Annotated in this window: 18 protein-coding genes; 8 read left to right on the top strand and 10 right to left on the bottom strand. The window is 74.2% G+C overall.

Annotation, left to right across the window (positions count from 1 at the left end):
• Positions 1-205: 205 nt before the first annotated feature.
• Positions 206-1378, top strand: coding sequence for a hypothetical protein (locus RM704_RS15855; protein WP_311590685.1), 1173 nt, complete (start codon positions 206-208; stop codon positions 1376-1378).
• Complete coding sequence (locus RM704_RS15860) at positions 1375-2625, top strand: extracellular solute-binding protein (protein ID WP_033524667.1); 1251 nt, start codon at positions 1375-1377, stop codon at positions 2623-2625. Before RM704_RS15855 ends, RM704_RS15860 begins: the two co-directional genes overlap by 4 nt.
• Here RM704_RS15860 and RM704_RS15865 read toward each other — a convergent pair whose 3' ends face one another.
• Positions 2626-3594, bottom strand: a complete 969-nt coding sequence (locus tag RM704_RS15865; RefSeq protein ID WP_033524668.1) for a helix-turn-helix domain-containing protein — start codon at positions 3592-3594, stop codon at positions 2626-2628.
• A gap of 186 nt (positions 3595-3780) precedes the next feature.
• Between RM704_RS15865 and RM704_RS15870 the strand changes: the two genes are divergently transcribed.
• A complete protein-coding gene (locus tag RM704_RS15870; protein WP_033524796.1) occupies positions 3781-4851 on the top strand; it encodes a saccharopine dehydrogenase NADP-binding domain-containing protein in 1071 nt (356 codons plus the stop codon).
• Positions 4852-4911: 60 nt separating this feature from the next.
• On the opposite strand, the gene RM704_RS15875 is transcribed toward RM704_RS15870, so the two are convergent.
• Both RM704_RS15875 and RM704_RS15880 read right to left on the bottom strand, forming a co-directional pair.
• Positions 4912-5643, bottom strand: a complete 732-nt coding sequence (locus RM704_RS15875) for a response regulator (RefSeq protein WP_311590687.1) — start codon at positions 5641-5643, stop codon at positions 4912-4914.
• The gene (locus tag RM704_RS15880) at positions 5640-7262 is read right to left on the bottom strand and encodes a sensor histidine kinase (RefSeq protein WP_311590688.1); all 1623 of its coding nucleotides are present in this window, start codon (positions 7260-7262) and stop codon (positions 5640-5642) included. Before RM704_RS15880 ends, RM704_RS15875 begins: the two co-directional genes overlap by 4 nt.
• A 344-nt stretch (positions 7263-7606) precedes the next feature.
• On the opposite strand from RM704_RS15880, the gene RM704_RS15885 reads away from it, so the two are divergent.
• The 3 genes from RM704_RS15885 (at position 7607) to RM704_RS15895 (ending at position 12768) form a co-directional block, all read left to right on the top strand.
• The gene (locus RM704_RS15885) at positions 7607-8449 is read left to right on the top strand and encodes an ABC transporter ATP-binding protein (protein WP_078936890.1); all 843 of its coding nucleotides are present in this window, start codon (positions 7607-7609) and stop codon (positions 8447-8449) included.
• A complete protein-coding gene (locus RM704_RS15890; protein WP_311590689.1) occupies positions 8446-10947 on the top strand; it encodes an ABC transporter permease in 2502 nt (833 codons plus the stop codon). The genes RM704_RS15885 and RM704_RS15890 overlap by 4 nt, the downstream gene beginning before the upstream one ends.
• Before the next feature lie 327 nt (positions 10948-11274).
• Positions 11275-12768: a YyaL domain-containing protein gene (locus tag RM704_RS15895; RefSeq protein WP_033524670.1), complete on the top strand. Its 1494-nt coding sequence runs from the start codon at positions 11275-11277 to the stop codon at positions 12766-12768.
• A 98-nt stretch (positions 12769-12866) separates the two neighbouring features.
• Here the strand turns inward: RM704_RS15895 and RM704_RS15900 are convergent, their stop codons facing one another.
• Entirely contained in the window at positions 12867-13484 is a 618-nt protein-coding gene (locus RM704_RS15900) for a hypothetical protein (protein WP_052145772.1), read from the bottom strand.
• Between the two features lie 150 nt (positions 13485-13634).
• The gene (locus RM704_RS15905) at positions 13635-14327 is read right to left on the bottom strand and encodes a DUF6000 family protein (protein ID WP_311590692.1); all 693 of its coding nucleotides are present in this window, start codon (positions 14325-14327) and stop codon (positions 13635-13637) included.
• Positions 14328-14715: 388 nt separating this feature from the next.
• Here RM704_RS15905 and RM704_RS15910 point away from each other — a divergent pair, with 388 nt between their 5' ends.
• Positions 14716-15615, top strand: a complete 900-nt coding sequence (locus tag RM704_RS15910) for a glycosyltransferase family 2 protein (protein ID WP_033524671.1) — start codon at positions 14716-14718, stop codon at positions 15613-15615.
• Between the two features lie 366 nt (positions 15616-15981).
• Positions 15982-19200: an AfsR/SARP family transcriptional regulator gene (locus RM704_RS15915; protein WP_033524672.1), complete on the top strand. Its 3219-nt coding sequence runs from the start codon at positions 15982-15984 to the stop codon at positions 19198-19200.
• Between the two features lie 145 nt (positions 19201-19345).
• On the opposite strand, the gene RM704_RS15920 is transcribed toward RM704_RS15915, so the two are convergent.
• From RM704_RS15920 to RM704_RS15940, 5 genes are all read right to left on the bottom strand, one after another.
• Positions 19346-21052, bottom strand: a complete 1707-nt coding sequence (locus RM704_RS15920) for a bifunctional 3'-5' exonuclease/DNA polymerase (protein WP_033524673.1) — start codon at positions 21050-21052, stop codon at positions 19346-19348.
• 109 nt (positions 21053-21161) lie between these two features.
• Entirely contained in the window at positions 21162-21905 is a 744-nt protein-coding gene (locus RM704_RS15925) for a Clp protease N-terminal domain-containing protein (protein WP_033524674.1), read from the bottom strand.
• A 56-nt stretch (positions 21906-21961) separates the two neighbouring features.
• Positions 21962-22615, bottom strand: coding sequence for a LysE family translocator (locus RM704_RS15930; RefSeq protein WP_033524675.1), 654 nt, complete (start codon positions 22613-22615; stop codon positions 21962-21964).
• A gap of 163 nt (positions 22616-22778) precedes the next feature.
• A complete protein-coding gene (locus RM704_RS15935; RefSeq protein ID WP_033524676.1) occupies positions 22779-24965 on the bottom strand; it encodes an ABC transporter permease in 2187 nt (728 codons plus the stop codon).
• Positions 24959-25795 carry an ABC transporter ATP-binding protein gene (locus RM704_RS15940; protein WP_311590694.1) on the bottom strand — a complete coding sequence of 279 codons (837 nt, stop codon included), beginning with the start codon at positions 25793-25795 and terminating at the stop codon, positions 24959-24961. The genes RM704_RS15935 and RM704_RS15940 overlap by 7 nt, the downstream gene beginning before the upstream one ends.
• Positions 25796-25887 lie beyond the last annotated feature (92 nt).

Raw genomic sequence — 25887 nt, forward strand, 5'->3', positions numbered from 1 at the left:
CCGGGCCCTTCGCGGCGGCTGGCCTGTGTCGGCCCTCCGTGGCGGCTGGTCTGCCAGGGCCCTTGGTGAGGGACCGTCGGCCGGGCCGTCGGCCGGGGCTTCGCGGGGCGGTCGGCCTATCGGCGCGGCTCGGCGAGGACGAGCCGCGGTCGGCGGCGACCCGAGCCGATGCCTCTCCTCCGTCGCCCCGAGCGGGAGCCCGGCGGTGGCTCTACGGGAAGGGACCGCGTCGTCCGCACGGCTGTCCGCACGGCGGTCCGCAGGGAGGCGGGGGATCGCGTTCTTCGGCTTCTCCGCGTCCGCACGCCAGGGCGGACCCGCGGTTTTCGCCTCCCGGCGTGCCTCCTCCCGGCGTGCCTCCCGCCGGCGAGGGACGCCGTCGTACTCCCTCGGTGGTTTCTGGCGGAGCCGGCTGGGGCGGTGGCGGACGCGGCGGCTGCTGGAGGTGCATCTGGTCGTGCTGGCCGTCTGCACGCTCGTGGCGGCCGGGGCCCTGTTCGCGTCCTGCCGGCAGATCCAGAGCGGCGCCGGGGCCCTCGCCGACGAGGAGGCGCCGGCCGTCCAGGGGCTCGCCGCCACCCGCCTCGCGGTGCTGCGCGCCGACCGCGAGGCCCGCGCCCTGGGCGAGCGGGAGTTCGTCGACGTGGCGGGCCGCGGCGAGACCTACCGGGCCCAGCTCTCCGCCGCCGACCAGGGACTGTCCAGGATCGCGGACCGCACGGACCAGGACCTCGGCACCGTCAACGGTCTGCTCGCCACCTACAGCAACTCCCTCACCCTCGGCACGGTCATGTACCGGGACCAGCCGCTCATGCGGCACCAGAAGCTCACCGAGGCGCGCTCGCTGCTCATCCGCCGGGGCGTGGGACTCGTCCCCCGTCTGGACGACATGCAGCAGGTCCAGATGAAGCACGCCGAGGCCACCGTCACCGAGGGGTGGCTGCAGCGCGGCGGCTGGTGGACCGCCGAAATCGCTCTGGTGGCGCTGGCGTTCACCCTCCTCTCCGCGCTGTTCGTGCTGCGCGACCGCTGCGGCAGGGACTGGAACCCGTATCTGCTCGCGGCCTTCGCCCTCACCGTGCTGCTCGCCGTCGTCCCGCTGCTGACGATGCGGTCCGCCCAGGACGACCTCGACAGCGTCGTCGGGGACCTGCGGGAGATCACCGAGGTCTCCAGGGACTCCTGCTGCGGCCTGGAACTGGAGCGCGCGCAGCGGACCGTCACGGCCAAGTCGGAGGAGGTGCGGAGCGTCCTGGCCGACGACGCCTGGACCGACCGGGTGTACCAGGGCACCCTGACCGGCGGTCTGCTGATCGTCGTCCTGCCGCTGGTCGGCCTCGGCCTCCGGCTCGACAGCGACTACTGGAGGCGGCGGTGACCCGGCGGTTCAAGGTGCTGGTGCTGCTCGCGGCGCTGCTGCTGGTCTGCGCCGGCGGCATGGTGGCGGTCTGGTCGGAGCGGGACGACGAACCGGTGACCATTCTCGGGCCGTGGACCGACAAACAGGGCGAGCAGTTCGAGGACGTGCTGCGGAGCTTCGGCATCCCCTTCGAGTACCAGGGCACCGCGGCCCAGCGCGAGGTGCTGCTGTCCAAGGTGCAGTCGGGGGAACCCCCGGACATCGCGATCATGCCGGGTGTCGGTGAACTCGCCGAGTACGCCGACCAGGACCTCCTGAAGTCGCTGAACGGTCTCTATGCCGCGGAGGAGTACGGCGCCCCCTGGAAGCCGGTGAGCACACCCGGGGAGGACGCGTACTGGGTGCCGGTCAAGGCGGACCTGAAGAGCATCGTCTGGTACCGCGAGGGGGAGCGCCCCGCGAACTCGCCTGCCCTGCTGAAGAGTTGGTGCATCGGCATGGGCGACGACGGAGCGTCCGGCTGGCCCGGCAGCGACTGGATCGAGGACCTCGTGCTGCAACGCGACGGCCCGGAGGTCTACGGCAAGTGGGCGCTGGGCGACCCCGCGGTGCCCTGGACCGGGCCTGCGGTGCGTGGGGCGTGGGAGGCGTGGGCCGGTCTGCTCCGGCAGGACGAGGCGGCTGCCGGGCGCGCCCTGCTCACCGATCACCGCGGCGCCCCCGGCGAGTACGGGCTGCTCTTCGACGGTCAGGACGGGTGCGCGCTGGAGCACCAGGGTTCCTTCGCCCGCTCCTTCTACGGGGACAAGGGGCGGCGGGCGGGTCTGATGGACTCCGCTCCCCTGCTGCCCGGCGGCGGCTACCGGGTCCGGGGCCACGAGGTGACCGGTGACTTCGCCGCGCTGTTCAGCGACCGCCCGCGGGCCGGTGACCTGATCGAGCGGCTGGCCTCGCGGGAGGGCCAGCGGAAGTGGGCCGAGGCCGCGGACGTCTTCTCGGCGAACCGGCGGGTGCGACCGGAGGGCGGCTCCGTCGAACGTGAGATCGCCGAACGTCTCACCGGCTCCGGCCCCCGTTGCCTCGACGCCTCCGACGTCATGCCCCCCGCCGTCCGCGACGCCTTCTACGAGGCCGTCCTCCTGACGATCGCCCGCGCCGCCGCCGGGGAGGACCTCGACGTGCCGGGACTGCTGACCGACGTACAGAACGTGGCGGAGACGCAGCCCGACCGGCGGGCGCCGTTGAGGACGGTGTGCAGTACGTAGTCAGCGGGTGTCGGGCTGGGAGGCGTGGAAGGTGCGGCGGTAGGCGTCCGGGGGGACGCCGAGGGTGCGGTTGAAGTGGCGGCGGAGGGTGGCGGCGGTCCCCATGCCCGTGGTGGTCGCGATGGCGTCGATGCTGTCGGTGGTGGTCTCCAGCAGTTCCTGGGCGCGGCCGATGCGCTGGGTGAGGAGCCACTGGAGCGGGGTGGTGCCGGTGGCCGCGCGGAAGTGCCGGGTCAGGGTGCGGGAACTCATGCTCGCGTGGCGGGCGAGGTCCTCGACGGTCAGGGTCCGGTCGAGGCGTGCCAGGGCCCAGGGGAGCAGGTCGGTCAGCGGGTGGTCGCTCCGGGTGGGAACCGGGGCGGGGACGAACTGGGCCTGGCCGCCCGAACGGTGTGGGGGGACGACCAGCCGACGGGCCACCGCGTTGGCGGCCGCCGAGCCGTGGTCGAGGCGGACCAGGTGCAGACAGAGGTCCATCGCGGCGGCCTTGCCCGCCGAGGTGAGCACGCTGCCGTTGTCGACGTAGAGGACGTCCGGGTCGACCTCCACCTTCGGGAATCGGGTGGCCAGGATGTCCGTGTGCGCCCAGTGCGTGGTCGCCCGGCGGCCGTCCAGCAGGCCCGCGGCGGCCAGCACGAACGCGCCGGTGCACAGCGAGGCGATCCGCGCGCCCGCCTCGTGCGCCGCGCGGACCGCGTCGACCAGGTCGGCGGGCGGGGCCACGTCCAGATCGGCCCAGCCGGGGACGATCACCGTGTCGGCGTGCGGTAGCCGGTCCAGGCCGTGGTCCGGCTCCAGGCGGAAGCGGCCCACGGAGACGGGGCCCGGGCCGCAGAGGGCGAACTCGTACCAGGGGTCCACGAGGTGCGAGAGGTCGGAGCCGAACACCTCGTAGGCCAGGGACAGTTCGAAATGGAGCATGCCGTCGGTCACGGCCAGCGCGATGGTGGGCGGTCCCGGTGGGGGCATGTCGGAAAGTGTACGGGGCTCGTCGTTTCAGACACTCGTGGTGGATGGCCGTGGCCGGAAGGATGGTCGTCGGGCGGGGCGGTCGACGCTCTGTCGACGGTGACCGTGACCGTAACCGTGAGCGTGACGGTGATGGTGCCGGTGATCGGCATGGTGACGGTGGCGAATGACGGATGGGGAGAGCTGATGAGGGCGGGGCGTACGGTCGCGGTGTTCGGGGCTTCCGGGCACACCGGGCGGTTCGTGGTGGCGGAGTTGCGGGCGCGGGGGTTCGTGCCGCTGCTCGTCGGGCGGAACGCGGAGAAGCTGCTGGCGCTCGTGGCGGGGGAGGCGGGCCCGGAGCCGGAGCCAGAGCCGGGGCAGGGACCGGAAGGATGGGTGCGGGTCGCCTCGGTCGAGGAACCAGCCTCGCTGGACCGGGCGTTCGCCGGTGCGGACGCCGTGGTGAACTGCGCCGGGCCCTTCGCGGAGACGGCCGCGCCGGTGATCGAGGCGGCCTTGCGCGCCGGGATCCCGTATGTGGATGTGGCGGCCGAGATCGAGGCCAATCTCGACACGTTCGCGGAGTTCGGGGCGAAGGCGCGGGCGGCGGGGGTCGTCGTGGTGCCCGCCATGGCCTTCTTCGGCGGACTGGGCGACCTGCTGGTCACCGCCGCGACCGAGGCGGCCGGCTGGTCGGCGGCGGACGAGGCGCACATCGCGTACGGGCTGAGCGGATGGCACCCCACGGCGGGGACACGGGACGCGGGCGCGGTCTCGCGGCAACGCAGGGGCGGGCGACGGGTCCGGTACGCCGACGGACGGCTGGAGTACCGGGACGACGCGGCGCCGGCCACGAAGTGGGACTTCCCCGAGCCGATGGGGACCCGCGCCGTGATCGGGGAGTTCAGCATGGCCGACATCGTCACCGTGCCCAGCCATCTCACCGTCACCGAGGTGCGGACGTACATGACGGTCGAGGCCGCGCGTGATCTGGCCGCCCCCGAAACCCCCGCACCGGCCGCCGTCGACGCCCACGGGCGGTCCGCGCAGACCTTCGTCGTCGACGTCGTCGTCCGGTCCGGGGACGTGGAACGGCGGGCCACGGCGCGCGGACAGGACATCTACGCCGTCAGCGCGCCGCTCGCGGTGGAGGCCGTACGGCGGGTGATCGAGGGGCGGGTGAAGGGGACCGGGGTGCTCTCGGCCGGGGCGGCGTTCGACGCGGCCGACTTCCTCCGTGCGCTGTCCGGGCACGTCTCGGTGGAGGTGGAGTAGGTATGGGGGCCGGGGCCGGGGCCGGGGCCGGGACGGTAGACGGGGGACTCGGGGACGGGGCTACTCCTCGGCGGTCGGCGTCCCGGCTGCCACGCCCGGCACGATCAGGCCCGTCTCGTACGCCACCACCACGGCCTGGGCGCGGTCGCGGAGGCGGAGCTTGGCGAGGATGCGGGCGACATGGGTCTTGACGGTGGCCTCGCTGAGGCGGAAGTGGGCGGCCAGTTCGGTGTTGCTGAGGCCGGTGGCGAGGGACCGGAGGACCTGCAGTTCGCGGGGGGTGAGGGGGGCGAGGTCGCGGTGGAGGGCGGGGGTCTCGGGGGTCGGGGAGACGAAGCGTTCGATCAGGCGGCGGGTGATGGCGGGGGACAGGAGCGCGTCGCCGGTGCGGGCCAGGCGGACGGCGGCGACCAGGTGCTCGGGGGTGACGTCCTTGAGCAGGAAGCCGCTGGCGCCGGCGGTGAGGGCGGCGTAGACGTAACGGTCCAGGTCGAAGGTGGTCAGCATGAGGACGCGCGGCGGGTCGGGGACCGTGCCGGAGAGGATGCGCCGGGTCGCCTCCAGGCCGTCGGTGCCGGGCATGCGGATGTCCATCAGGACGAGGTCGGGACGGGTGCGACGGACCGCCTCGACGGCCTGGTCCCCGTCGGCCGCCTCCGCGACCACGTCGATCCCGTCGGCGGAGAGGATCATGCCGAAGCCGGTGCGGACCAGGGCCTGGTCGTCGGCGATCACCACCCGGGGGCGGTCCGCCTCTGCCGGGGACGTGGCAGAGGGGTGACCGGCCGTCACGGGTGCTCCTCAAGGGGCGGGGCGCTTCTGGGCGCCCTTTCGGCAGGTGGGTCAGGGTCAGGTGGGTCAGGTGTCTCGGGTGGGCCCAGTGGGTCGAGTGGTATGACCGCCTGGACGCGGTAGCCGCCGGTCGGGCGGGGGCCCGTGCGGAGGGTGCCGCCGTGGACGGTGAGGCGTTCGCGCAGGCCCAGGAGGCCGCGGCCCGTGCCGGAGGCGGCCGCGGGGGTGGGGAGGCCGCCGGTGTCCGTGATCTCCAGGCGGAGCGCGGTGGGCGTGTGGTCGACGGTGATCCGCACCCGGGCGCCCGCGGCGTGCTTGACGGTGTTCGTCAGGGCCTCCTGGACGACGCGGTACGCGGCCAGGTCGGCGCCCGGTGGCAGCGGGGACGGGGTGCCGGTGACGATCAGCTCCACGGGGACGCCGGAGGCGCGGACGCGCGAGGTGAGGGCCGGGAGCTGGCCCAGGCCCGGTTGCGGAGCCAACTCGGTGTCGTCGGCCGGCCCTTTCCAGGAGCCGGAGCCCGATCCGGAGCCGGAGCTGGAACCGGGGCCAGACTCGGTGCCGGTGCCGGATCCCGCACCGGAGTCCCACCCCGAGCCCGTGCCGGAGCCCGCACCGGAGTCCCACCCCGAGCCGGTGCCGGAGCCGGCACCGTTGGAGCCCGGCCAGGAGCCCGAGTCGGTCGGGCCTCTCCACGCTCCGGTCGGGCCCGTCTCGGCGGTAGGCGGCCGATCCTCCTCGGTCATCGTCAACAGGCCCATCACATGGCGCAGTTCGGTCATCGCCGTACGGCCGCCCGTCTCGACGGCGAGGAGGGCCTCGCGGGCCCGGTCGGGGGCGACGTCCATCACCTTGCGGGCCGCGCCCGCCTGGATCACCATCACGCTCACATTGTGGGTGACGACGTCGTGCAACTCCCGGGCGATACGGGCGCGTTCGTGCTCGACCGCCAGACGCGTAGCCGCCTCCTGCTGCTCCTGCAGAGCGTGCACGCGCTGTTTCCAGGTATGGATGGCGTTGGCGCCGAGCCCCACGCCGAGCAGGACGAGGAAGGGGATCACGCCCGGCGTGACGTACGGGAAGTTCTCCTCGGCGAACGTCGCGATCAAGGCGGCGCCCGCCACCAGACTGACGAGCGCGCGCAGCCGGTACGGGCTGTGGACGGCCGCGCTGTGCGCGGCGACCACGCAGGTCAGGAACGTGTACCCGGTCGCCTCGGCCGAGCCCACCCGCTGGTTGAACAGCATCGTCGTGACGATCACCGCCCAGAACGCGGTCAGCGGGTAGCGGCGCCGGACCAGCAGGGGCAGCGCGGTCAGGGCGGCGAGGAGCAACTGCCAGGCGTGGGGGGCACCGAAGTCCTGCGTCAGGTACGGGGGCGTCGGCACGGGCGGGGCCTCGGGCGGCACCGGCCCGGCCCCCGGGTCCGGCGTGAGCGCCCTGCCCGGCAACCGCGGGTCCCCGCTCACGTCCTGTGCCGTCGTCGCCACCACCGTGCAGGCCGCGAGGAGGAAGGCGAGGCACGCGTCGGCGGTCCAGGCCCAGCGGGTCGGGCGGGGTGGCGGGGTCGTGGCACGGAGCAGGGAGGGCAGACCGTCCCACCACCGTCGTCCGAGCACCGACCACGACAGAAGCCGCGACAGAAGCCCCGACAGACGCAACGACAGAAGCCGAGACAGAACTCCCCACAGACGCGCCGCACCACCCGCCGAGGCGCTCTGCGCCCCCGGCCCGTCTCCCCGCGTCTCCCCGCCACCCATGCGATCAGTGTGGCAAGCGGGCGTGGGCGTCACATCCGTCGTGGTGGGGACGGACGGTACATCGTCCGCGTACATCTCGGGGATGACGTGCGCGCGGGGTCCGTCCGGTACGGCAGAAGGGCTCGCCGCTGTGGGGGACGACCGGGCGCGGGGCCGTCCCTAGCGTCGGTTCCACACACCGACCACCCTCCTGAGGAGGCCCCATGACCATGCCCCCGCCGTCGCCCCCGCCCACCGTCACCGGCGACCACGGCACGCCCGTCATCGACATCCGTGAGGTGCGCAGGGCGTACGGCGGTGAGGGACCGCCGGCGCTCGACGGGGTCTCGCTGCGCGTGCGGGCCGGGGAGGCGGTGAGCGTCATCGGCCCGTCGGGGAGCGGCAAGTCGACGTTGCTCAACCTGATCGCGGGGCTGGACCGGCCGAGTTCGGGGAGTGTCACGGTCGACGGTGTACGGGTGGACCGGCTGGGCGAGGCCGGGTCGGCGCGGTACCGGCGGGCCAAGGTCGGTATGGTCTTCCAGTTCTTCCATCTGCTGGACGACCTGACCGTCATCGACAACGTGCTGCTGCCCGCCCAGTTGGCGGGCCTGGGCAGGGCCGAGGCCCGCCGACGGGCGACGGGCCTGCTGGAGTACCTCCGCATCGACCGGCACACCCACGCGTACCCCGGGCGGTTGTCCGGTGGTGAACGGCAACGGGTCGCCGTGGCACGGGCGTTGATGAACCGTCCGGCCCTGCTGCTCGCCGACGAGCCCACCGGTGCGCTCGACTCCGCGTCCGGCGACGACGTCCGCGCCCTCCTCACCGAACTCAACGCGGACGGCCAGACGATCCTCCTCGTCACCCACGACCCACGCCTGGCCCGGTCCTGCGCGCACCGGACGGTCGAACTCGTCGACGGCCGGATCGTGCGCGACGCGGTGCGGGACGACGGGCGGAGCGAGGGGCGGAGCGACCGGGGAATCGACGCGGCAGAAGGCCCGCGCAACGGCCCCGGCGGCGTCGTGGGCGGCGGCTCGGGCGCGGCGGCGGTGGCTCGGTGAGCGCGCTCGGGCGGGTGGTGCGGGCCGGCGTCGGGCGGCGGCGGGTGCGGACCGTCGTGATGGTGCTGACGACGCTGATGGCCGTGACCGCGTCCGTGCTCGCGGTCGGGCTGCTCGTCGCCGCACGGGCGCCCTTCGAGCGGGCCTTCGCGGAGCAGCGGGGCGCGCATCTGACGGGGCAGTTCGACGGGACGAAGGTGACGGCGGCGCGGCTCGCGGCGACCGCCGACGCGCCCGGCGTGACCGCCGCGGCCGGGCCCTTCCCGGTCGTCCCGGTACGGCCCCGCACCGTCACGGGGTCCGAGTTTCTGCCGGCCGGAGTCGACCTGCCACCGATGACCGTCGTCGGCCGGCCGGAACCGGGCGGACCCGTCGACGTGATCGACCTGATCGAGGGTGAGTGGGCCACCCGGCCGGGCCAGATCGTCCTGGCCGGCGACGCCGGGCCTCTCCGGCCGGGCGACCGGCTGGCCTTCCCCGACGCGCCGGGCGGCCCGACGCTGACCGTGGTCGGCATCGCCCGCTCGGTGACCGGCACGGGCGAGGCCTGGGTGACGCCGGGTCAGGCGGAGGCGCTGGCGGGGGAGGCCCGCGACGCGGGGGGCGTCGGCAGCGCTGCCGAGGGCGGCGACGCGTCGGGTGCCCAGGACGGTCCGACCGCGTACGAGATGCTCTACCGCTTCCGGCAGGCCGCCACCGAGGCCGACATGACCGCCGCCCGCGCCGCGATCGTCGCGGACGTGCCGGAGGGGGCGATGAGCGGGGCGCTGTCGTATCTGACCGTGAAGCAGGACGAGACGGCGAACGCGATGGCGTTCGTGCCGTTCCTGGCGGCGTTCGGGGTGCTCGGGCTGTGTCTGTCGGTGCTGGTGATCGGGATCGTGGTCGGTGGGGCCGTGGGGGCGGCCACCCGGCGGATCGGGGTGCTCAAGGCGCTCGGGTTCACGCCCGCGCAGGTCGTACGGGCGTATGTGGCACAGGCTTTGGTACCGGCGACGGTCGGCTCTGTCCTCGGGGTGGTGCTCGGCAACGTGCTGGCGCTGCCGGTGCTGAACGAGGTGGGGGAGGCGTTCGGCGCACCGGCCGGAGGGATCCCGGTCTGGGTGGACGTCGTGGTGCCCGGCGCCGCGCTCCTGATGGTCGCGGTCGCCGCCGTGGTCCCGGCGCTGCGGGCCGGACGCCTGCGGACGGTGGAGGCGATCGCGGTGGGGGGAGGGGCCGGAGGGGCAGGGCGCGGTGGGCCCGAGCGCAGGCGGGTGGCCCGGCCGTTCGGAGCCCGACCGCTGTCACTGCTGCCGCCGGCGATCAGGCTCGGCCTGGCGCATCCCTTCGCCCGGCCCGCGCGGTCGGCCACGGTGGCCGCGGCGGTCGCCTTCGGCGCCTTGTCCGTCACTTTCGCCGTCGGGCTCGCCCTGACGCTGGGCGCGGTCCAGGAGAGCCGCATGCTCGACCCGGCCGGCTCGGTCGTGGTGGAGGCGGGCGGCGGTCAGGGGCCGCCCGGCGCCCAGGTCGTGCCGGCCGAAGGGGCGGGGGGCCCGGGCGGGCCGGACGACCGGCCGGAGAGGGCCGATCCGGAGGCCGTCGCCACCGTGCTCCGCGACCAGCAGGGCACCCGACGGTTCTACGGCACGGCCCAGGCCCAGCTCGCCGTCTCCGGGGTCACCGGGGCGACGACCGTGGTGGCGTACGAGGGCGACTCGGCGTGGGGCGCGCCCGAAATGGTCTCGGGGCACTGGCTCGACGGACCCGGCCAGGCGGTGGTGACCGCGCGGTTCCTGACGGCCGCCGGGATCGGGGTCGGGGACACGGTGACCCTCGAGGAGAAGGGCCGACGGGCCACCGTACGGATCGTCGGCGAGGCCTTCTTCACCCAGGACGAGGGCATGGCACTCCTCACCTCGACCGCCACCCTCACCGAACTCGGGCTCGGGGACGAGGCGTTGCCCGGCCGGTTCCACGTGCGGACCGCGTCGGGCACCGATCCGGGGCAGTACTTGGACACGCTGAACCGCGGGCTCGACGGCGCGGGCCTCGCCGCCTTCGCCCACGCCGACAGCGGCAACTCCTCCAGCGTGATCGTGGCCATGGACGCGCTGATCGGGATGCTCACGCTCATGCTGGTCGTGGTCGCCGGGCTCGGTGTCCTCCACACGGTCGTTCTCGACACCCGCGAGCGGGTCCGCGACCTCGCGGTCCTCAAGGCCCTCGGTATGACACCCCGTCAGACCGTGGCCATGGTCGTCGTCTCCGTCGCCGGGGTCGGCCTGCTCGCCGGGCTGGTCGCGGTCCCCGCCGGGATCGCCCTGCACGGGATCGTCACGCCGTTCATGGGAGACGCCGTCGGCATGAACCTGCCGGAGACCGTCCTCGCCGTGTACGACGGGCCCGTGCTCGCCCCCCTCGCGCTGGGCGGGCTGGTCATCGCGGTGGCGGGCGCGCTGCTGCCGGCGGGGTGGGCGGCGGGGACGCGTACGGCCAGGGGGCTGCGCACGGAGTAGGAGGCGACCGGATCGCACAGTGGTGTCGGGCAGTGGTGTCGGGCTGTGGTGTCAGGCTGTCAGGCTGTGGTGTCGGGCAGCTGTTGGAGAAGGTGGCCCGCGTACAAGGAGCCGTTCCCGGCGGCCGGGGTGCGCGTGGCGGAGCCCGCCCGCGCCCCCACCCGCCTTGCCCCGCAGGGGCGTTGACCCGCGTCGTGCGCACCAGCAGAATGAGCCCCCATCCGCTTGAGAGCGCTCTCAGAACACGGCTCCGGGCGTGCCTCGCACCGTTGCGGCCCGCATCCCCGCGAACCCGCACCTCTTACCTCGTACCGGCAAGGGAGACCCATGACCGGCAGTACCGGCAGTACCGGAAGCAACGGCAGTCCCGGAAGCACCGGAAGCACCGGAAGCACCGGTAGATCCGGCGGACGAGCCCACGCGTTCAGTCGCCGCAGGCTCCTCGGCACCGGCCTCGGCGCGGCGGCGGCCCTCACCGTCGTCGGCCCGGGCCCGGCCCACGCCGCGTCCGGGGTGTCCGAGGCGTCCGGGGTGCCCAGGGCGTCCGGCGGCTCGGCCCCCCGGCGCGGGCACGCCTTCCTCGCCGCCGCCATGGACGCCTACCTCGACCACGGCGACGTGCGGCTGACCCAGAGCTACACCGACCAGGCCGGCCTGTTCAGCACGGCCTTCACCTACGACAACGCCCTCGCGATCCTCGCCCACCTCGCCGTGCGCACCGAGGACGGACGGGCCAGGGCGTTGGCGCTCGGGGACGCGCTGATCTACGCCCAGGAGCACGACCCGGCGTACGACGACGGCCGGCTGCGCCAGGCGTACAACGTCGGGCCGTACGTCTACTACGACGGCGTACCGCAGCCGGACGGATTCGTCCGGGCGGACGGGACGGCCAACGTCGGCACCCAGTTCGGCTTCACGGGGACGGCCGTGGGGGACATGGCCTGGGCGGGGATCGCGCTGAGCGCGCTGGCCCGGCGGACCGGCGCCCGACGGTTCCTGGCCGCCGCCGTGCGGATCGGGGAGTGGATCGAGCGGACCGGTCGTACCGACGAGCCCCTCGGCGGCTACAAGTTCGGAGTGAACGGGGCGAACGAGAAACTGCCGTTCACCTCGACCGAGCACAACACCGACCTGATCTGTCTGTTCGGACGGCTCGCACGGCTCACCGGCGACCGGGTGTGGTGGCAGCGGCGGGCCCGGGCGGAGGCCTTCGTGAAGGGCATGTGGGAGCCCGGCAGGGGCGCGTCCGGCGGCTTCTTCTACACCGGCACCAACGACGGCGTCACCGTCAACAGGTCACCGATCCCCGAGGACACCCAGACCTGGACCCACCTCGCTCTCGACTCCGGCCGGTACGCGCGCTCCCTCGACTGGGCGGCCCGGGAACTCGCCGTCCTCGACCACGCCGAGCGCCGCAACAGCACGGTCCCGGCCGGGCAGTCGTACGAGGGCGTGACCTTCAGCTCGGCCAGTCTCCTCGCGAACGAGGACACGCCCATCGCCGAGTTCCAGCCCAAGCCCAACCGCAACGGTGTCTGGTTCGAGGGCACCGCCCATCTCGCGCTCGCCCTGCGCGACCGGGGCGCGCGCGGCGATGAGACGCGCGCCCGGCGCCTCCTCGCCTCTCTCGAACGCGCCCAGGACCTGCTCGGCACCGCCCAGACCGTCGGCGGCCGCGCCCTCCCCGACCGCTCCGGCATCGTCTCGGCCAGCAGCCCCCTCGACACCGGCTTCGGCTTCGGCTACTACCCGTACCGCCACACGGGCGCCACGGCCTGGTACCTGATGGCAGCGGTCCGCTCGAACCCGCTGCGGGCCTGACACCTGCGTCCGCACCGCGACCTGGAGCGCCGACTGGCGCTCCAGGCAAGGGAGTGGTCAGGTCCTGTCACGGCGGGAGAGGCGTGTGACACCGACGGTCAGCCCTCTCCGCGCCTCGCCGTGCGCTCCCGGTGCCCCGCCCGGTCGGGCCGTCCCGCGTACGACGGCGGCTGCGCCACCACGCCGAACCACAGCTCCGGCGCCCACTGGCGCAGGGCCTTCTCGTAGGGCTTGGGGGAGTGGGGGAGGCGGATGCGGTACCGCAGGCGGGGCAGTCCTGGCCGGAGCGGTTCCGTGTCACGGACGAACTGCCACAGCAGCGGGTCGTCGCGGTCGATCTCGTCCCGGGGGCAGAGTTCGACGGTGAAGACCTGGTGCGTCCAGTAGACGCCCACTCCGGCGAGCGAGTCCCAGCGGATCAGCGCGATCTCCTTGCCCCGCATCCACCAGAATCCCGTCGCGTCGAAGGCTGTCACCCATCGCCGCCGACGCCAGGCGGAGACGACCGGAACGGCGAACACCAGCGCCATCAGGATGAACACCACGGGGCCCCAGATGGCGAACAGGCCGTCGCTGTCGCGGCCGTACACCGCCTCCGCCACGCCGAGCCCACCCGAGACGAGCGTCACCGGCACGAACAACAGGCTCCAGAGAAAGCGCCGCAGACCGTACCGCACGACCGTCGCGTCGACGGCCGGCTCCGCCCCAGAGATCATGGGGCGGGACCCTAGCCGAGGAACCACACCCTCACCAGGGCCGCGACTGCCCCGGGCCCCGGTCCGCTCGCACCTGTCCACCGGAGTCGTCCTCGGCCGCCCGTCACCTCGGCCAGGTGACGCGGTCCCGCCGTCGAGGAACTCGTCACCTCAGTCGGGCGTGGTCCAGCCGTCGGCGAAGTCGCAGAGGCGGGTCATGCCCGTGAGCTCCCGGTCGGGGGCGTACGCGGGGCGGTCCGACTCGTGGACGACGGTGTCCACCCAGCGGTGGTAGGGGCCGCCGGGCGCGGCAAAGGGTGCCGCGTGGGCCGTGCCCAGACGGCTGTCGACGTACAGGAGGGCACCCATGGCCACGGGCTGGTCGTAGCGGAGGTCGGTGCGGGGCAGATAACGGTTCAGGTAGGCGGCGAGGATCTCCGCGTCCTCGTGGGTGCCGAAACGGGCCAGGGCGAAGCAGTAGCCCAGGCCCGCGTACACCGTCTCGCTGGCCAGCAGCAGTTCACCGAGGCAGGGGCGGTAGGAGGTCCGCCGGGATATGCCGATCAGCCACGCGGCGGTGAGACGGGGCCGCCAGCCCTCGAAGAGCAGGGCGTCCAGGTCGGCGTCCGTGATGGAGGCGGCGTCGGCGAGCAGAGGGTGCAGGAACCGCCGCCGGGTGGCCCCCTCGAACCGCAGGAACCGGCCGCTCAGCAGTTCCCCGTACCGGCCGATGCTCCGCCGGTCGGCGCGCGGCTGGACGTACCGCTTGACAGCGTTCCACCGGGCCGCCTCCTCCGGCGTCATGACCGGCACGCGCCACACCCGCGACCCGCGCAGCTCTCTGCGCCATCTCCGCTCCACCATGCCGGAAGCGTAGATCCAGGCCGCCGGCCCCCGGGAGGGCGTGAACGCGGTCAGGGCCGCGAAGAGGGCCGTGAAGAGGGCCGTGAAGACCGTCGCAGGGCGGAAACGGTCGTGCGGGGCGGAAACGGCCGAGAATGACCGGCGGCGGCGAGGGGTCTGATCCGTAATCAAGTGCGCGGGGGACAGCCGGGGTCGGTGGAGTGGCGGGGGCCGCGCGGCGGGACGGCGAAGGGCCTGAGCAGCGAAGTCGAGGAGTCGATGCGAAGTCTCCGGCGTGAACGACTAGCATCCCGGCCGTAAACAGTCGGTGGAGGACGGGAACGGGGTCGACGGTCGTCGGCCGCGCCGGTCGTCGTCGGCGGTCCGTGGACGGAATGGGGTTGGTGTCGTGGTGGAGGCCGGGCCTCGGGTCGCTGTCGCCGTGGTGACGATGGGCAATCGGCCCGCGGAGGTGGACGCGCTGCTCGCCTCCGTGGCCAAGCAGGACGTCGCGCCCGAGCGGATCGTGATCGTGGGGAACGGCTGCCCCCTCCCCGAGTTCGCCGAACGGCTGGACCTGCCCGGCGAGGTCACCCTCATCGAGGTGGACGAGAACCTCGGCTGCCCCGGCGGCCGGAACGTCGCCCTGGAGCGGCTGCGCGCCTTCGGTGACGTCGACGTCGTCGTCGAACTGGACGACGACGGGCTGCTCGTCGACGCCGATGTGCTGCGCCGCGTACGGGACTTGTACGCCGCCGACCCGCGCCTCGGCATCGTCGGGTTCCGGATCGCCGACGAGCACGGCGAGACCCAGCGGCGGCACGTACCGAGGGTCGGCGCGAAGGACCCGATGCGCGGCGGCCCGGTCACCGGGTTCCTCGGCGGTGGGCACGCCCTGTCCATGGCCATGCTGGGCGAGACGGGCGACTGGGCCGCCGAGTTCTTCTTCGCGCACGAGGAGACCGACCTGGCGTGGCGGGCGCTCGACGCCGGCTGGACCGTGCTGTACGCCCCCGAACTGCTTCTCCAGCACCCGAAGACCTCACCGGCCCGGCACGCCATCTACTACCGCGTCAACGCCCGCAACCGCGTCTGGCTCGCCCGCCGCCGCCTGCCGCTCGCCCTCGTCCCCGTCCACCTGGGGGTGTGGGTCCTCATCACCCTGCTGCGGATGCGCTCGGCGGGCGGTCTGAAGGCCTGGTTCAGCGGCTTCGTGGAGGGCTGGCGCGAGTCGGGCGGCGAGCGCCGGCCCATGAGCTGGCGGACGGTCTGGCGCCTGACGCGACTCGGCCGCTCACCGATTCTGTAGGGCCCCGCCGATTCGGTAGGGCGGAGCCGCCCGTCGATTCCGTGGCGCACAGCCGCCCGTCGATTTCGTAGGGCCGCCCCACCCCGCATCCCGCACACACGAGTGCCCCGGTCGTTCACCCCCGCCGACCGGGGCACAGCGCTTTGTGCGGTTCCCGGATCCGGCAGCGGCGGCGGCACTCCCCCGAGCTACGCGTCTCACGCGTGCGCCGTCGTCGCCGGATCCGATGAAGTGATCACATCAGGTCCCGCCAACGGATCGCTAACATGAGCCCAACGGTTCCACGAGGAGCCGTACGGGAGGCGGCGGCAGGTCGCCGCGGGGTGGGCCCGGAACGACGGTGCGGAAAGGCAGCGGACGGGTTCTATGCGGGACGGGCTGCGGTTCGGACTGCTCGGTCCGCCGGTTCTGTACGGGGCCGGGGGCGGCGCGAAGGGCACCGAAGTCGCCGGGGACGCCGCGGGTTCCGGTGGCGGCGTACGGTCCGTCGGCAGCGGCAAGATGCGAGCCCTGTTCGTCGCACTGCTGCTCGAACCCGGGCGGGTCGTCTCCGTCGACACCCTGAAGGACGTGCTGTGGGACGCGGCACCACCGCCCTCCGCGCAGGCCTCCCTGCAGAACCATGTGACCCGGCTGCGCAGGCTGTTGGACGACCCCGAGCGGTTGCGCGCGGTCCCGCCCGGTTATCTGCTGCGGGTGGACGAGGGCGAGTTGGACGTCCGCGTCTTCGAGAGCCACGCCCGTGCCGCCCGCACCGCCCACGCCGAACGCGACTGGGCCCGGACCGTACGCGAGTCCACCGCCGCGCTCGCCCTCTGGCGGGGGAAGCCGCTCGGCGGTCTGCCGGTCGAGGAGTTCCGCGCCCAGGCCTTCGTCCAACGCCTGGAGGAGGCACGGCTGTTGCTCCTGGAGCGACGGTACGACGCCGAACTCCACCTCGCGGCCGACAGGGCGGGACCCGGCGGGGCGGAACCCGGCGGGGCGGAGACGGAAACCGCCGGGGCGCACGCGCTCGGCGCGCTCGCCCCCGAACTCGCCGCCCTCGTGGCCGAGCACCCCCTGCGCGAGGCCTTCCACCGGCTCCTCATGCTCGTCCTGCACCGCACGGGCCGCCAGGCCGAGGCCCTCGCCGTGCACCGCGACCTCCGGGCCCGCCTCCTCGACGAACTCGGCGTGGAGCCGGGCCCGGCCGTGCGCGAGGCCCACGTGGAGATCCTGCGAGAGCCCGACGCACACGCACCGGGGCCCTCCCCGGACGCCACCTCCGCCGACCCCCCACCGCGCCCGGCCCAACTCCCGCCGCCACCGGCTCATTTCACGGGCAGGGTGGAGGCGCTGGCAGAGCTGCGGAGGACCTTGGGTACGGGGGCGTACGAAGCGACCCGCGCCCCCACCCCCCTCGGGGCGCGGGGAACCGCGCGACAAGCCGCGACGCATCCGCACCCGCCGACCCACGGGTCCCCCCGAGTCGGTCGGCGCCCCGCGCTGCCGACGGCGGTCATCAGCGGCATGGCCGGCGTGGGCAAGAGCGCCCTCGCCCTCCACCTCGCCCATGAACTCGCCGAACACTTCCCCGACGGCCAGCTGTACATCAACCTCCACGGCGCCACCCCGGGCATGACCCCCCTCACCCCCGCCCAGGCCCTCGCCGCCCTCCTGCGGGACCTCGGCACCGCCCCCCGCCGGATCCCCGAACACCCGGACGCGGCGGCCGCGTTGCTCCGCTCGACCCTCGCCCCCACCCGGACCCTGATGGTCCTGGACGACGCCGCGAACGCCGCCCAGGTGCGCCCCCTGCTCCCGGCGGGCCCCGGCTGCGCGGTCATCGTGACGAGCCGTTCGCCGCTCACCGCGCTGGACGGCGCCCAACGCTTCCCGCTCGCCCCGCTGTCGGACGACGAGAGCGCGGCCCTGCTGCGGGCCGCCTCGGGTCGCGCGGCGGGTCTGGACGCCGCGCACCCCCTCGTCGAACTCACCGGCCGCCTCCCGCTCGCCCTCCGCGTCGTCGCGGCCCGCCTCGCCGCCCGGCGCGCCCTCACCCCGGACGCGCTGGCCGGTCAACTGGCCGCCACCGAGGGGCGGTTGCAGCACCTCGAATACGACGACCTGAGCGTCCGCCGCTCCCTCGCCGTCGCCCACGAGGCCCTGCGCGCCTCCGACCGCGAGGCCGACCGCGACGCCGCCCACGCCCTCCGCCGCATCGGCGCCCTCGACCTGCCCGCCTACGGCGCACCCCTCCTCGCCCGCCTCACCGGCACCGACGAGTCCCGCGCCGAGGCCGCCCTCGACCGCCTCGTCGACGTGGCCCTCCTGGAGGAGACGACGTACGGCCGGTACGTCCCCCACGACCTCGTGCGTCACTTCGCCCGTGAACTCGCCGACTCGGCCACCACCACCGAGACCGCCGCGGCCGTGGAGCAGGCCCTGCGCTGGTACACCGGTCGCGCCCGGCAGAGCCTGCTGGTGATGCTGCCACCGGGGTACGAGCGCGACGAACGCCTCCGCACGAGGACGGCGCCGGCGCCGGCGACGGCCGCGGAACCCTCAGGGGAGTGGCCGTCCACGGAACCGCCCTTCACCTCCGCCGAGGAGGCCTTCGCCTGGGGCGACCGCGAACTCCCCACCATCGTCGCCCTGGTGGAACGCTGCGCCCGCGACCACGGCGACGGCCGCACCGCGGGCACGGCCGGGACGGGCGCGGCGGCACTCGTCCCCACCCTGGTCCGCCACCTCTTCCCCTATCTGCACCGGGGCGGCCGGCTCGCCGAGCTGGACGTGCTCGGACGGCACGCGCTGAACGTGGCGCGGTCCCTCGGCGACGACGAGGCGGAGGCGTTCGCCCTCACCGACCGCGCGGGGCTGCACTTCATGTCCGGCCGGGCCTCGGAGGCGCTCGCCCTCAACGACGAGGGCCTGAAGCTGTGGCGCCGCCTCGGAGTGGTGTCGTGCGTACGGCGCTGCCTGAACAACCGGGGGCTCGTACTGGAGAGCCTCGGCCGGTACGAGGAGAGCGAGGAGACGCTCCGGGAGAGCCTGGAGCTCTCCCGGCAACTCGGCGACCCCTACGGCGAGGCGGTGACCTTCAGCCACCTCGGCAACCTGTACAAGCACACCGACGCACGCGCCGCCATCGCCCACCACGAACGCAGCCTGGCGCTGGGCGAGATCGCCGACAGTCTCGTCGTACGGCACACCGCGCACTGCAACATCGGCTACGCCCACCTCCGCCTCGGCGAACCGGCCGCCGCCGTACGCCACTTCGAGCAGAGCCTGCGCATCCTCGGTGACGACGAGGACTGGCAGGGCGAGTCCAAGTCCCGGCTCGGCCTGGTCCGGGCCCTGCGCGAACTCGGCCACGCGGACCGCGCGGCCGAGGAGTGCGCCGTCCTCCTCGACCTCGCCGAGCGCCGCGCCGACCAGTACGCCGTGGCCCTGGCCCGGCACCAGCGGGGGCTGCTGCTCCGGGCCGGGGGCCGTACGGCGGAGGCGTACCGCGATTGGGAGCGCGCACAGTCGATCCTGGACGGCACGGACTCGACGGTGGCGGTGGAGCTGAGGGAACTACTGAAGGACCGCGCTGTGTAGGGGCCGCGGGAGGTGGTCGACCAGCCCGGGCGCGGCGGATCGCCAGGGCACGGGCCGGCCTACCGACCACGCCATGTGGTTCTGTTCTCCATCCCTGGACTGCGGCGGTTGTGAGCCGGCACCGCTGTGCCTCGGTCGATCGTGCTCACTTCGCGTCCGCATAACACTCGACCACCGCCGTGGTGAACGGAAACCGCACCGGCGTCTCCCCGAACGCCAGCCGCCCCGACAGCTCCGACGCCTCGCGGATCGCCGCCACCACGGCCTCCGCCTCCCGCTCGGGACAGTGCACGATCACCTCGTCGTGCTGGAAGAAGACCAGCTCGGCCGCCATGCCGTCGAGGGCCCGGCGGAGGGCCGCGAGGAGGAGCAGGGTCCAGTCGGCGGCGCTGCCCTGGACGACGAAGTTGCGGGCGAAGCGGCCCCGGGCCCGGGAGTTGGTGGACGCGTACCCGGGCACCCACTCGTCGCCCTGCCCGCGCTCCCGGACGTCCCGGTCACCGTCGTCCTGCGGGAGACCTGCCTCCTCGCCGGCGTCGTCGGAGGCACCGGCCGCCGGTGGGCACGTACGCCCGAGCCAGGTGCGTACGAGCCGGCCCTCCTCGCCTGCGCGGGCCGCGTCGTCGACGTACCGCACGGCGCGCGGGAACCGTCGGCGCAGCGCGGCGAGATTCTTGAGCCCGTCCCCGGACGTCTGCCCGTACACCGCACCGAGCACGGCGAGTTTGGCGTGCTCGCGGTTTCCGGAGAAGGCGCGGTCGGAGACGGACTGGTAGAGATCGGTGGGGCGGCCCGCGACCTCCATCAGCCCGGGGTCACGGGAGATGGCGGCCAGCACCCGGGGTTCCATCTGGTCGGCGTCGGCGACGACGAGCCGCCAGCCCGGGTCGGCGACGCAGGCGCGGCGGATCACCTTGGGGATCTGGAGGGCGCCCCCGCCGTTGGTGACCCACCGCCCGGTGACCGTGCCGTGCGCGAGGAACTCGGGCCGGAAGCGGCCGTCCCGGACCCAGTCCTGGAGCCAGGACCACCCATGGGCGACCCAGATGCGGTACAGCCGCTTGTACTCCAGGAGGGGCTTCACGGCGGGGTGGTCGAGGCTCTCGATCTCCCAGCGCCGGGTGGAGCGGATCCGGATGCCGGCCTGGGCGAAGGCCTTGACGACGTCCGCGGGCAGATCGGGCCGCACCCGCCGCCCGAACGCGTGCGACACCTCCTCGGCGAGTTCGGCGAGCCGACGCGGCTCGCCCCCGCCCGCGTACCGCTCGCCGAGCATCTCGTGCAGCACGTCGCGATGGACATCGGCCCGCCACGGCAGCCCCGCCCGGTTCAGCTCGGCGGCGACGAGCATCCCGGCCGACTCGGCGGCAGTCAGCAGCCGCATCCGGTCCGGGTGGGCGGTGGCGTCGTGCCGTCGCTGCTGGTCCGCGTAGACCTCGACGAGGTCGGTGAGGGGGACGTGGACGGGGCGGGGTTCGAAGAGGGAGGGCTGCGCGCCGGGGTCGGCGGAGCGGAGGGGCGGGTCCGGGGGCACGGGCGCGCGACGGAGCCGGGCGAGGGCGGCGGCAGCGGAGTGGGGCTCACCGAGGCGCCCCTCGTGCCCCAGGAGCAGGCTCTCGGCGTCCTCGATGTCATAGCACCGCTCGACTCGCACCCCCGTGGCGAGCAGCCGCGGATACACCTCCCCGGTGGCCCGCCACACCCACCGCCCCACCTGCGGCCCGCGCCGCCGCACCGCCTCGGCGAGATCGGGCTCCCGGGTCACGGCCCCCGCGAGCAGCCCGTCGGGCCCGAGCGGGGCGACCTCCACACCCCCGTCCTCGGCCGTCGCGAGCACCCACCGGTCGGTCATGGGTGCGAGTGTGACAGGGGGGTCTGACAACGGCCGTGCGACGCGGGAACCGGACGAAGGGACGGACAGCCGACAGCCGCCACCCCGCCCTTCTGCCTACCTCCTGCTCCTACTCCTGCTCCTCCCCCTGCCCCTGCCCCTGCACGATCGCCTGGAGGGCTCGGGCCACGTCCGCCTCGGTGGCCTCCTTGGTCACACCCAGCCCGCTCAGCACTCCCACGCCGTTCTCGAACTCCAGGAGGGCGAGCAGGATGTGCTCGGTGCCGATGTAGTTGTGGCCGAGGCGGAGGGCCTCGCGGAAGGTGAGTTCGAGGACCTTCTTGGCGTCGGCGCCGTAGGGGATGAGCTCGGGCACCTCGGGCGAGGCCGGTGGCAGGACGGCGGTGGCGGCTTCCCGCACGGCCTCGAGGGAGAGGCCCTGGGCGACGAGCGCCTTGGCCCCGAGCCCGTCCGGTTCGGCGAGGAGCCCGAGGACGAGGTGGGCGGGCAGACCCTCGACGGCGCCGGCGGCCTTGCCCTCGCTGTGCGCGGCCGCGACCACGTTCCGGGCGCGGGGGGTGAAGCGGCTGAACCCCTGGCTGGCGTCGAGGTCGTTCTCGGCCTTCGGGACGAACCGCTTCTGCGCGGCCTGCCGGGTGACGCCCATGCTCCGCCCGATGTCCGTCCAGGAGGCGCCCGAACGCCGGGCCTGGTCCACGAAGTGGCCGATCAGATGGTCGGCCACGTCGCCGAGGTGGTCCGCGGCGATCACCGCGTCCTGGAGCTGGTCGAGCGGTTCCGGGTGCACCTTCTTGATGGCTTCGATGAGCTCGTCGAGACGGATGGAGGCGGTGACTCGCGGATTCGTCGTCATGCGTCAACCCTAGGTTGACGGCATGGGAGTGTCAACCCGAAGTTGACACCCCGGTCTCACTTCGGCGCCGTCGCCAACCGCACCGCCAGCCCCGCGAAGACCGTCCCGGTGAAGATGTTGAGCCCCCGCGCCACCCGCTGACTGCGTCGCAGAACCTGGGTGAGGCGGCCGGCGACGAGCCCGATCGCGCCGTCCCAGAGGAAGCCCATGAGGACGATCGTGCAGCCGAGCACCAGGAGCTGGCCGGGTACGTGGCCTAGGGAGGGGTCGACGAACTGGGGCAGGAAGGCGACGTTGAAGAGGATCACCTTGGGGTTGAGCAGGTTGGTGACGGCGCCCTGCCAGAAGGCCCGCCGCAGCCCGGCGCCCGCACGGCCGTACGCCGCCGGGCCCGACTCCGCGCCTTCGTCGTCTCCGGGTACGGACCGGTCGCGGAACGCCTTCACCGCGAGGTACAGCAAGTAGGCGGCGCCCAGCCACCGCAGGACGTAGTAGAGCACCGGCAGCGTCTCGAAGAGGGCGGAGAGTCCCAACGTCGCGGCCACGGTGTGCACCAGCATCGCGCAGGCCACCCCCGCCGCCGCCATCACTCCGACCGCCGGGCCGCCCCGCCCTCCGACAGCCACGATGAACATCATGTCGGGTCCGGGAGTCACGCAGAGCGCGAACGCCGCCACCAGGAACGCCAGGTAGAGAGATCCATCAACCATGGCTCCAGCCTTGACAGTTCGCCGGCCACAGGGCGACCGAATTCCACCACCTGAGACCCCGACGCCCACCCTGCCCCTGCAGGGGCGCGGGGAACGGCGCGCTCAGCCACACCCGCCCCGCGCACGCCCTCCAGCCGCGCCCCCGCCCCCTGCTGCGCCCGTCCTATCTCCCCCCGGCCCCGCGGACGCCGACGCCCACCATCGCCACCACCCCGCCCACCCCGACGCACGCGCCCACACACGCCCCGAGGACCTCCCACGGCACCGCCACCCCCACCGGCGCCGACAACACCCCCAACGCCCCGGCCACCCCGGCGAGATTCACCACGGTGACCACGGCCCCCAGCAGCACGCCCACCACCACCGCGACCAGGGCCTCGCCGACCACGACCACCCGTACCTGCCCCCGCGTCGCCCCGGCCAGCCGCAGTGACCGCAGCTCCGTGCCCCGCGCCGACGTGGCCATCGACAACGTCCCGGCCAGCGAGATCCCCGCGTACACGAGCGCGATCCCCAGCACCACGAGAAACCCGAGCCGGGTGTGCGCCTTGGTGCCGGGACGGTTCGCCGTGAGCCACTCCTCGGCCGTCCGCACCGTCCAGCCGGCCCGCTCCGACCGCGCCGCTCCCAGCGCCGCCGCCACCCCCGCCCGGTCCACCCCGTTGCCGACCCGCACGTCGACCCGGTCCACCACGGCACCACCCGCGTTCGCGGCCGTCACATACGCCCCGTTGTCCCCGGTCCCCTCCGCGAGCACCGCCGCGATCCGCAGCCGTACCTTCCGCCCGTCCCCGAGCCACACGCGCACGCTCTGCCCGACCTCGTGCCGCTCCCACTCCTCGTTCACGACGATCGACCGGTCGTCGAGATCCCGTACGTCCCCGGCGACCACCGGCAACCGCGCCACCGTCGCGAGGCCCGCCGCGTCCGTCACCGCCCGCGCCTCGGACCGCACCAACGCGGTCCCCTCCTCCACGACGTACACAGCGGTTCCGGCGGACCCGACCACCGTCGCCCCACCCCCGACGGCACCCCGCACCGCCTCCTCGCGCAGCCCCGCGCCCTCCTCGGCGGTGACCACGAAGTCCGCCCCGGTCCGCGCCGCCGCCTCCGCGCCCTTCGCCCCGGCCACCGTCCCGGCGGCCCCCAGCAGCGACCCGGCCAGCGCGACGGTCACCAGCACCGGCGCCGCGACGGCCGCGGTGCGGCGTACGGAGGTGGCCGCGTTCTCCCGGATCAGCAGTCCGGCGGCCCCGGGCAGCGCCGCGCCCACCAGCCGTACGACCGGCCGCACGAGCAGCGGTGCGAGCGCGGCCACCGCCGTGATCAGCAGCATCGGCTGGGTGGTGTACGTCTTCCGCTTGAGCAGCTCGGCGGGATCGGTCCCCAACTTCCAGGCCAGCGCCCCCAGTCCACCCACCAGCAGCAGGGAGCCGAGCACCCGGCGGGACAGCGGCAGCACCCCCGTGTCCACCGACGCCTCGCGCAGCGCCTCCACGGGCCCGACCCGCCCGGCCCGTCGCGCCGCCACCCACGCCCCCGCGAGGGCCACCGACACCCCCGTCCAGAAGGCCACGTGATACGGCCACACCACCGCCTCCGGCACCGTGAACCACGTCGGCGCGACCCCGCCGTCCACCAACACCCGTACCAGCGGCGGCGCTCCCCACGTCCCCAGCGCACATCCGGCGCCGGACGCCACGACCCCCACCGCCACGGCCTCGCCGAGCAACAGCCGCCGTACCTGTCCCGGGGTCGCGCCCGCCATCCGCAGCAGTCCGAACTCCCGTCTGCGCAGCGCCACCACGAAGGCGAACGTGGACGCCGTCACGAACACCGACACGAACGCGGCGACCCCGCCGGCCGTCCCCAGCAGCGAGTTCACGGCGACCAGCGCCTCCGCGTCCCGCTCGTACGACGGATCCACCTGCCGCCGGGCGTCACCGGTCAGCACCCGCGCCCGCTCCCCGACCAGGGCCCGCACCTCGGCCACGGGCGCGTCCACGCCGATCGCGTCCACGCCGATCGCGTCAGCCCCGCCCGTGCCCGCCGTCACCGGCCCCAGCTCCCGCAACTCCGCCAGCAGTCCTTTGTCCACAGGGTGTGGACGGGCCAGCTTCTGCGACACCCGGACCGTGCCCGGCCCCCGCCGCACCTCCACCGTCAGCCTGTCCAGGCCCGCCACCACGACGGGGGAGGAGCCGAAACGCTCCGGCGCACGCGCGGGCGGGTCGAGTGACGCCGCGAGCCCCAGCCCCATGGCCGTCATCACCCCGACCCCCACCATCACGGCGACGAACGACCCGAGCAACGCGGCCCACCGCGTACGCAACGACGACAGGGTCAGCACGTCACACCCCCGATGACGCCGTCGCCGATCGCCCGTTCCGTCCCCGCCGCCGGCTCCAACCCCGCCATACGCGCCGCCACCGCCTCGACCGACGGCCGGACCAACTCCCCGTTCACCCGTCCGTCGACCAGGAAAACCACCCGGTCCGCGTACGACGCGGCCACCGGATCGTGGGTCACCATGACCGTGGTCTGACCCTCCCTGTCGACCAACTCCCGCAACAGGCGCAGCACTTCACGGCTGGTGCTGGTGTCCAGCGCCCCGGTGGGCTCGTCCCCGAAGAGAACGGCGGGGCGGATGATCAGCGCGCGGGCCAGAGCGACCCGCTGCTGCTGTCCACCGGACAGCTGCGTGGGCCGGTGCCCGGCCCGCTCGGCCAGCCCCACCCGGTCCAGGGCCTCGCGCACCGCACCCCGCGAGGGGCGCCGCCCGGCGAGCCGCAGCGGCAGGGCGACGTTCTGCGCGGCGGTCAGGGAGGGGAGCAGGTTGAAGGCCTGGAAGACGAAACCGATCCGCTCCCGGCGCAGCAGCGTCAGCCGCCGCTCGCTCAGCCCGGCCAGTTCCACGCCGTCGACCCGCACGGTCCCGCCCGACGGCCGGTCCAGCCCCGCCGCACACTGCAACAGCGTCGACTTCCCCGACCCCGACGGCCCCATCACCGCCGTAAAGGTCCCGACCTCGAAGTCCAGGTCCACCCCGTCGAGGGCGACGACCTCCCCGTATGCCCGCCGCAGCCCCCGTACGCGCACGGCCGCGCCCCCCGTGGCCCCGTCCCCTGCCGACACCCTGCCCGCCTTCGCGGCGGCCCTGTCTCTCTCTACCGTGGTCATGCCCCAAGCGAACCGTCCCCGCCCCGCCCGCACACGACCCCTGAAGGGCGTCCTGGGGGGTAGGGCCAGCCCTACCCCCCAGTCCCCACCCC

Origin of the sequence: Streptomyces gottesmaniae (assembly GCF_031845845.1) — a bacterium.
GTDB classification, from domain to species: domain Bacteria; phylum Actinomycetota; class Actinomycetes; order Streptomycetales; family Streptomycetaceae; genus Streptomyces; species Streptomyces akebiae.

Excerpts from the sequence above, each read along its gene's own strand:
- RM704_RS15865 (WP_033524668.1), bottom strand. The coding sequence starts at position 3,594 with ATGCCCCCACCGGGACCGCCCACCATCGCGCTGGCCGTGACCGACGGC.
- RM704_RS15870 (WP_033524796.1), top strand. The coding sequence starts at position 3,781 with ATGAGGGCGGGGCGTACGGTCGCGGTGTTCGGGGCTTCCGGGCACACC.
- RM704_RS15885 (WP_078936890.1), top strand. The coding sequence starts at position 7,607 with ATGACCATGCCCCCGCCGTCGCCCCCGCCCACCGTCACCGGCGACCAC.
- RM704_RS15895 (WP_033524670.1), top strand. The coding sequence starts at position 11,275 with ATGACCGGCAGTACCGGCAGTACCGGAAGCAACGGCAGTCCCGGAAGC.
- RM704_RS15900 (WP_052145772.1), bottom strand. The coding sequence starts at position 13,484 with ATGATCTCTGGGGCGGAGCCGGCCGTCGACGCGACGGTCGTGCGGTAC.
- RM704_RS15905 (WP_311590692.1), bottom strand. The coding sequence starts at position 14,327 with ATGGTGGAGCGGAGATGGCGCAGAGAGCTGCGCGGGTCGCGGGTGTGG.
- RM704_RS15915 (WP_033524672.1), top strand. The coding sequence starts at position 15,982 with ATGCGGGACGGGCTGCGGTTCGGACTGCTCGGTCCGCCGGTTCTGTAC.
- RM704_RS15920 (WP_033524673.1), bottom strand. The coding sequence starts at position 21,052 with ATGACCGACCGGTGGGTGCTCGCGACGGCCGAGGACGGGGGTGTGGAG.
- RM704_RS15925 (WP_033524674.1), bottom strand. The coding sequence starts at position 21,905 with ATGACGACGAATCCGCGAGTCACCGCCTCCATCCGTCTCGACGAGCTC.
- RM704_RS15930 (WP_033524675.1), bottom strand. The coding sequence starts at position 22,615 with ATGGTTGATGGATCTCTCTACCTGGCGTTCCTGGTGGCGGCGTTCGCG.
- RM704_RS15940 (WP_311590694.1), bottom strand. The coding sequence starts at position 25,795 with ATGACCACGGTAGAGAGAGACAGGGCCGCCGCGAAGGCGGGCAGGGTG.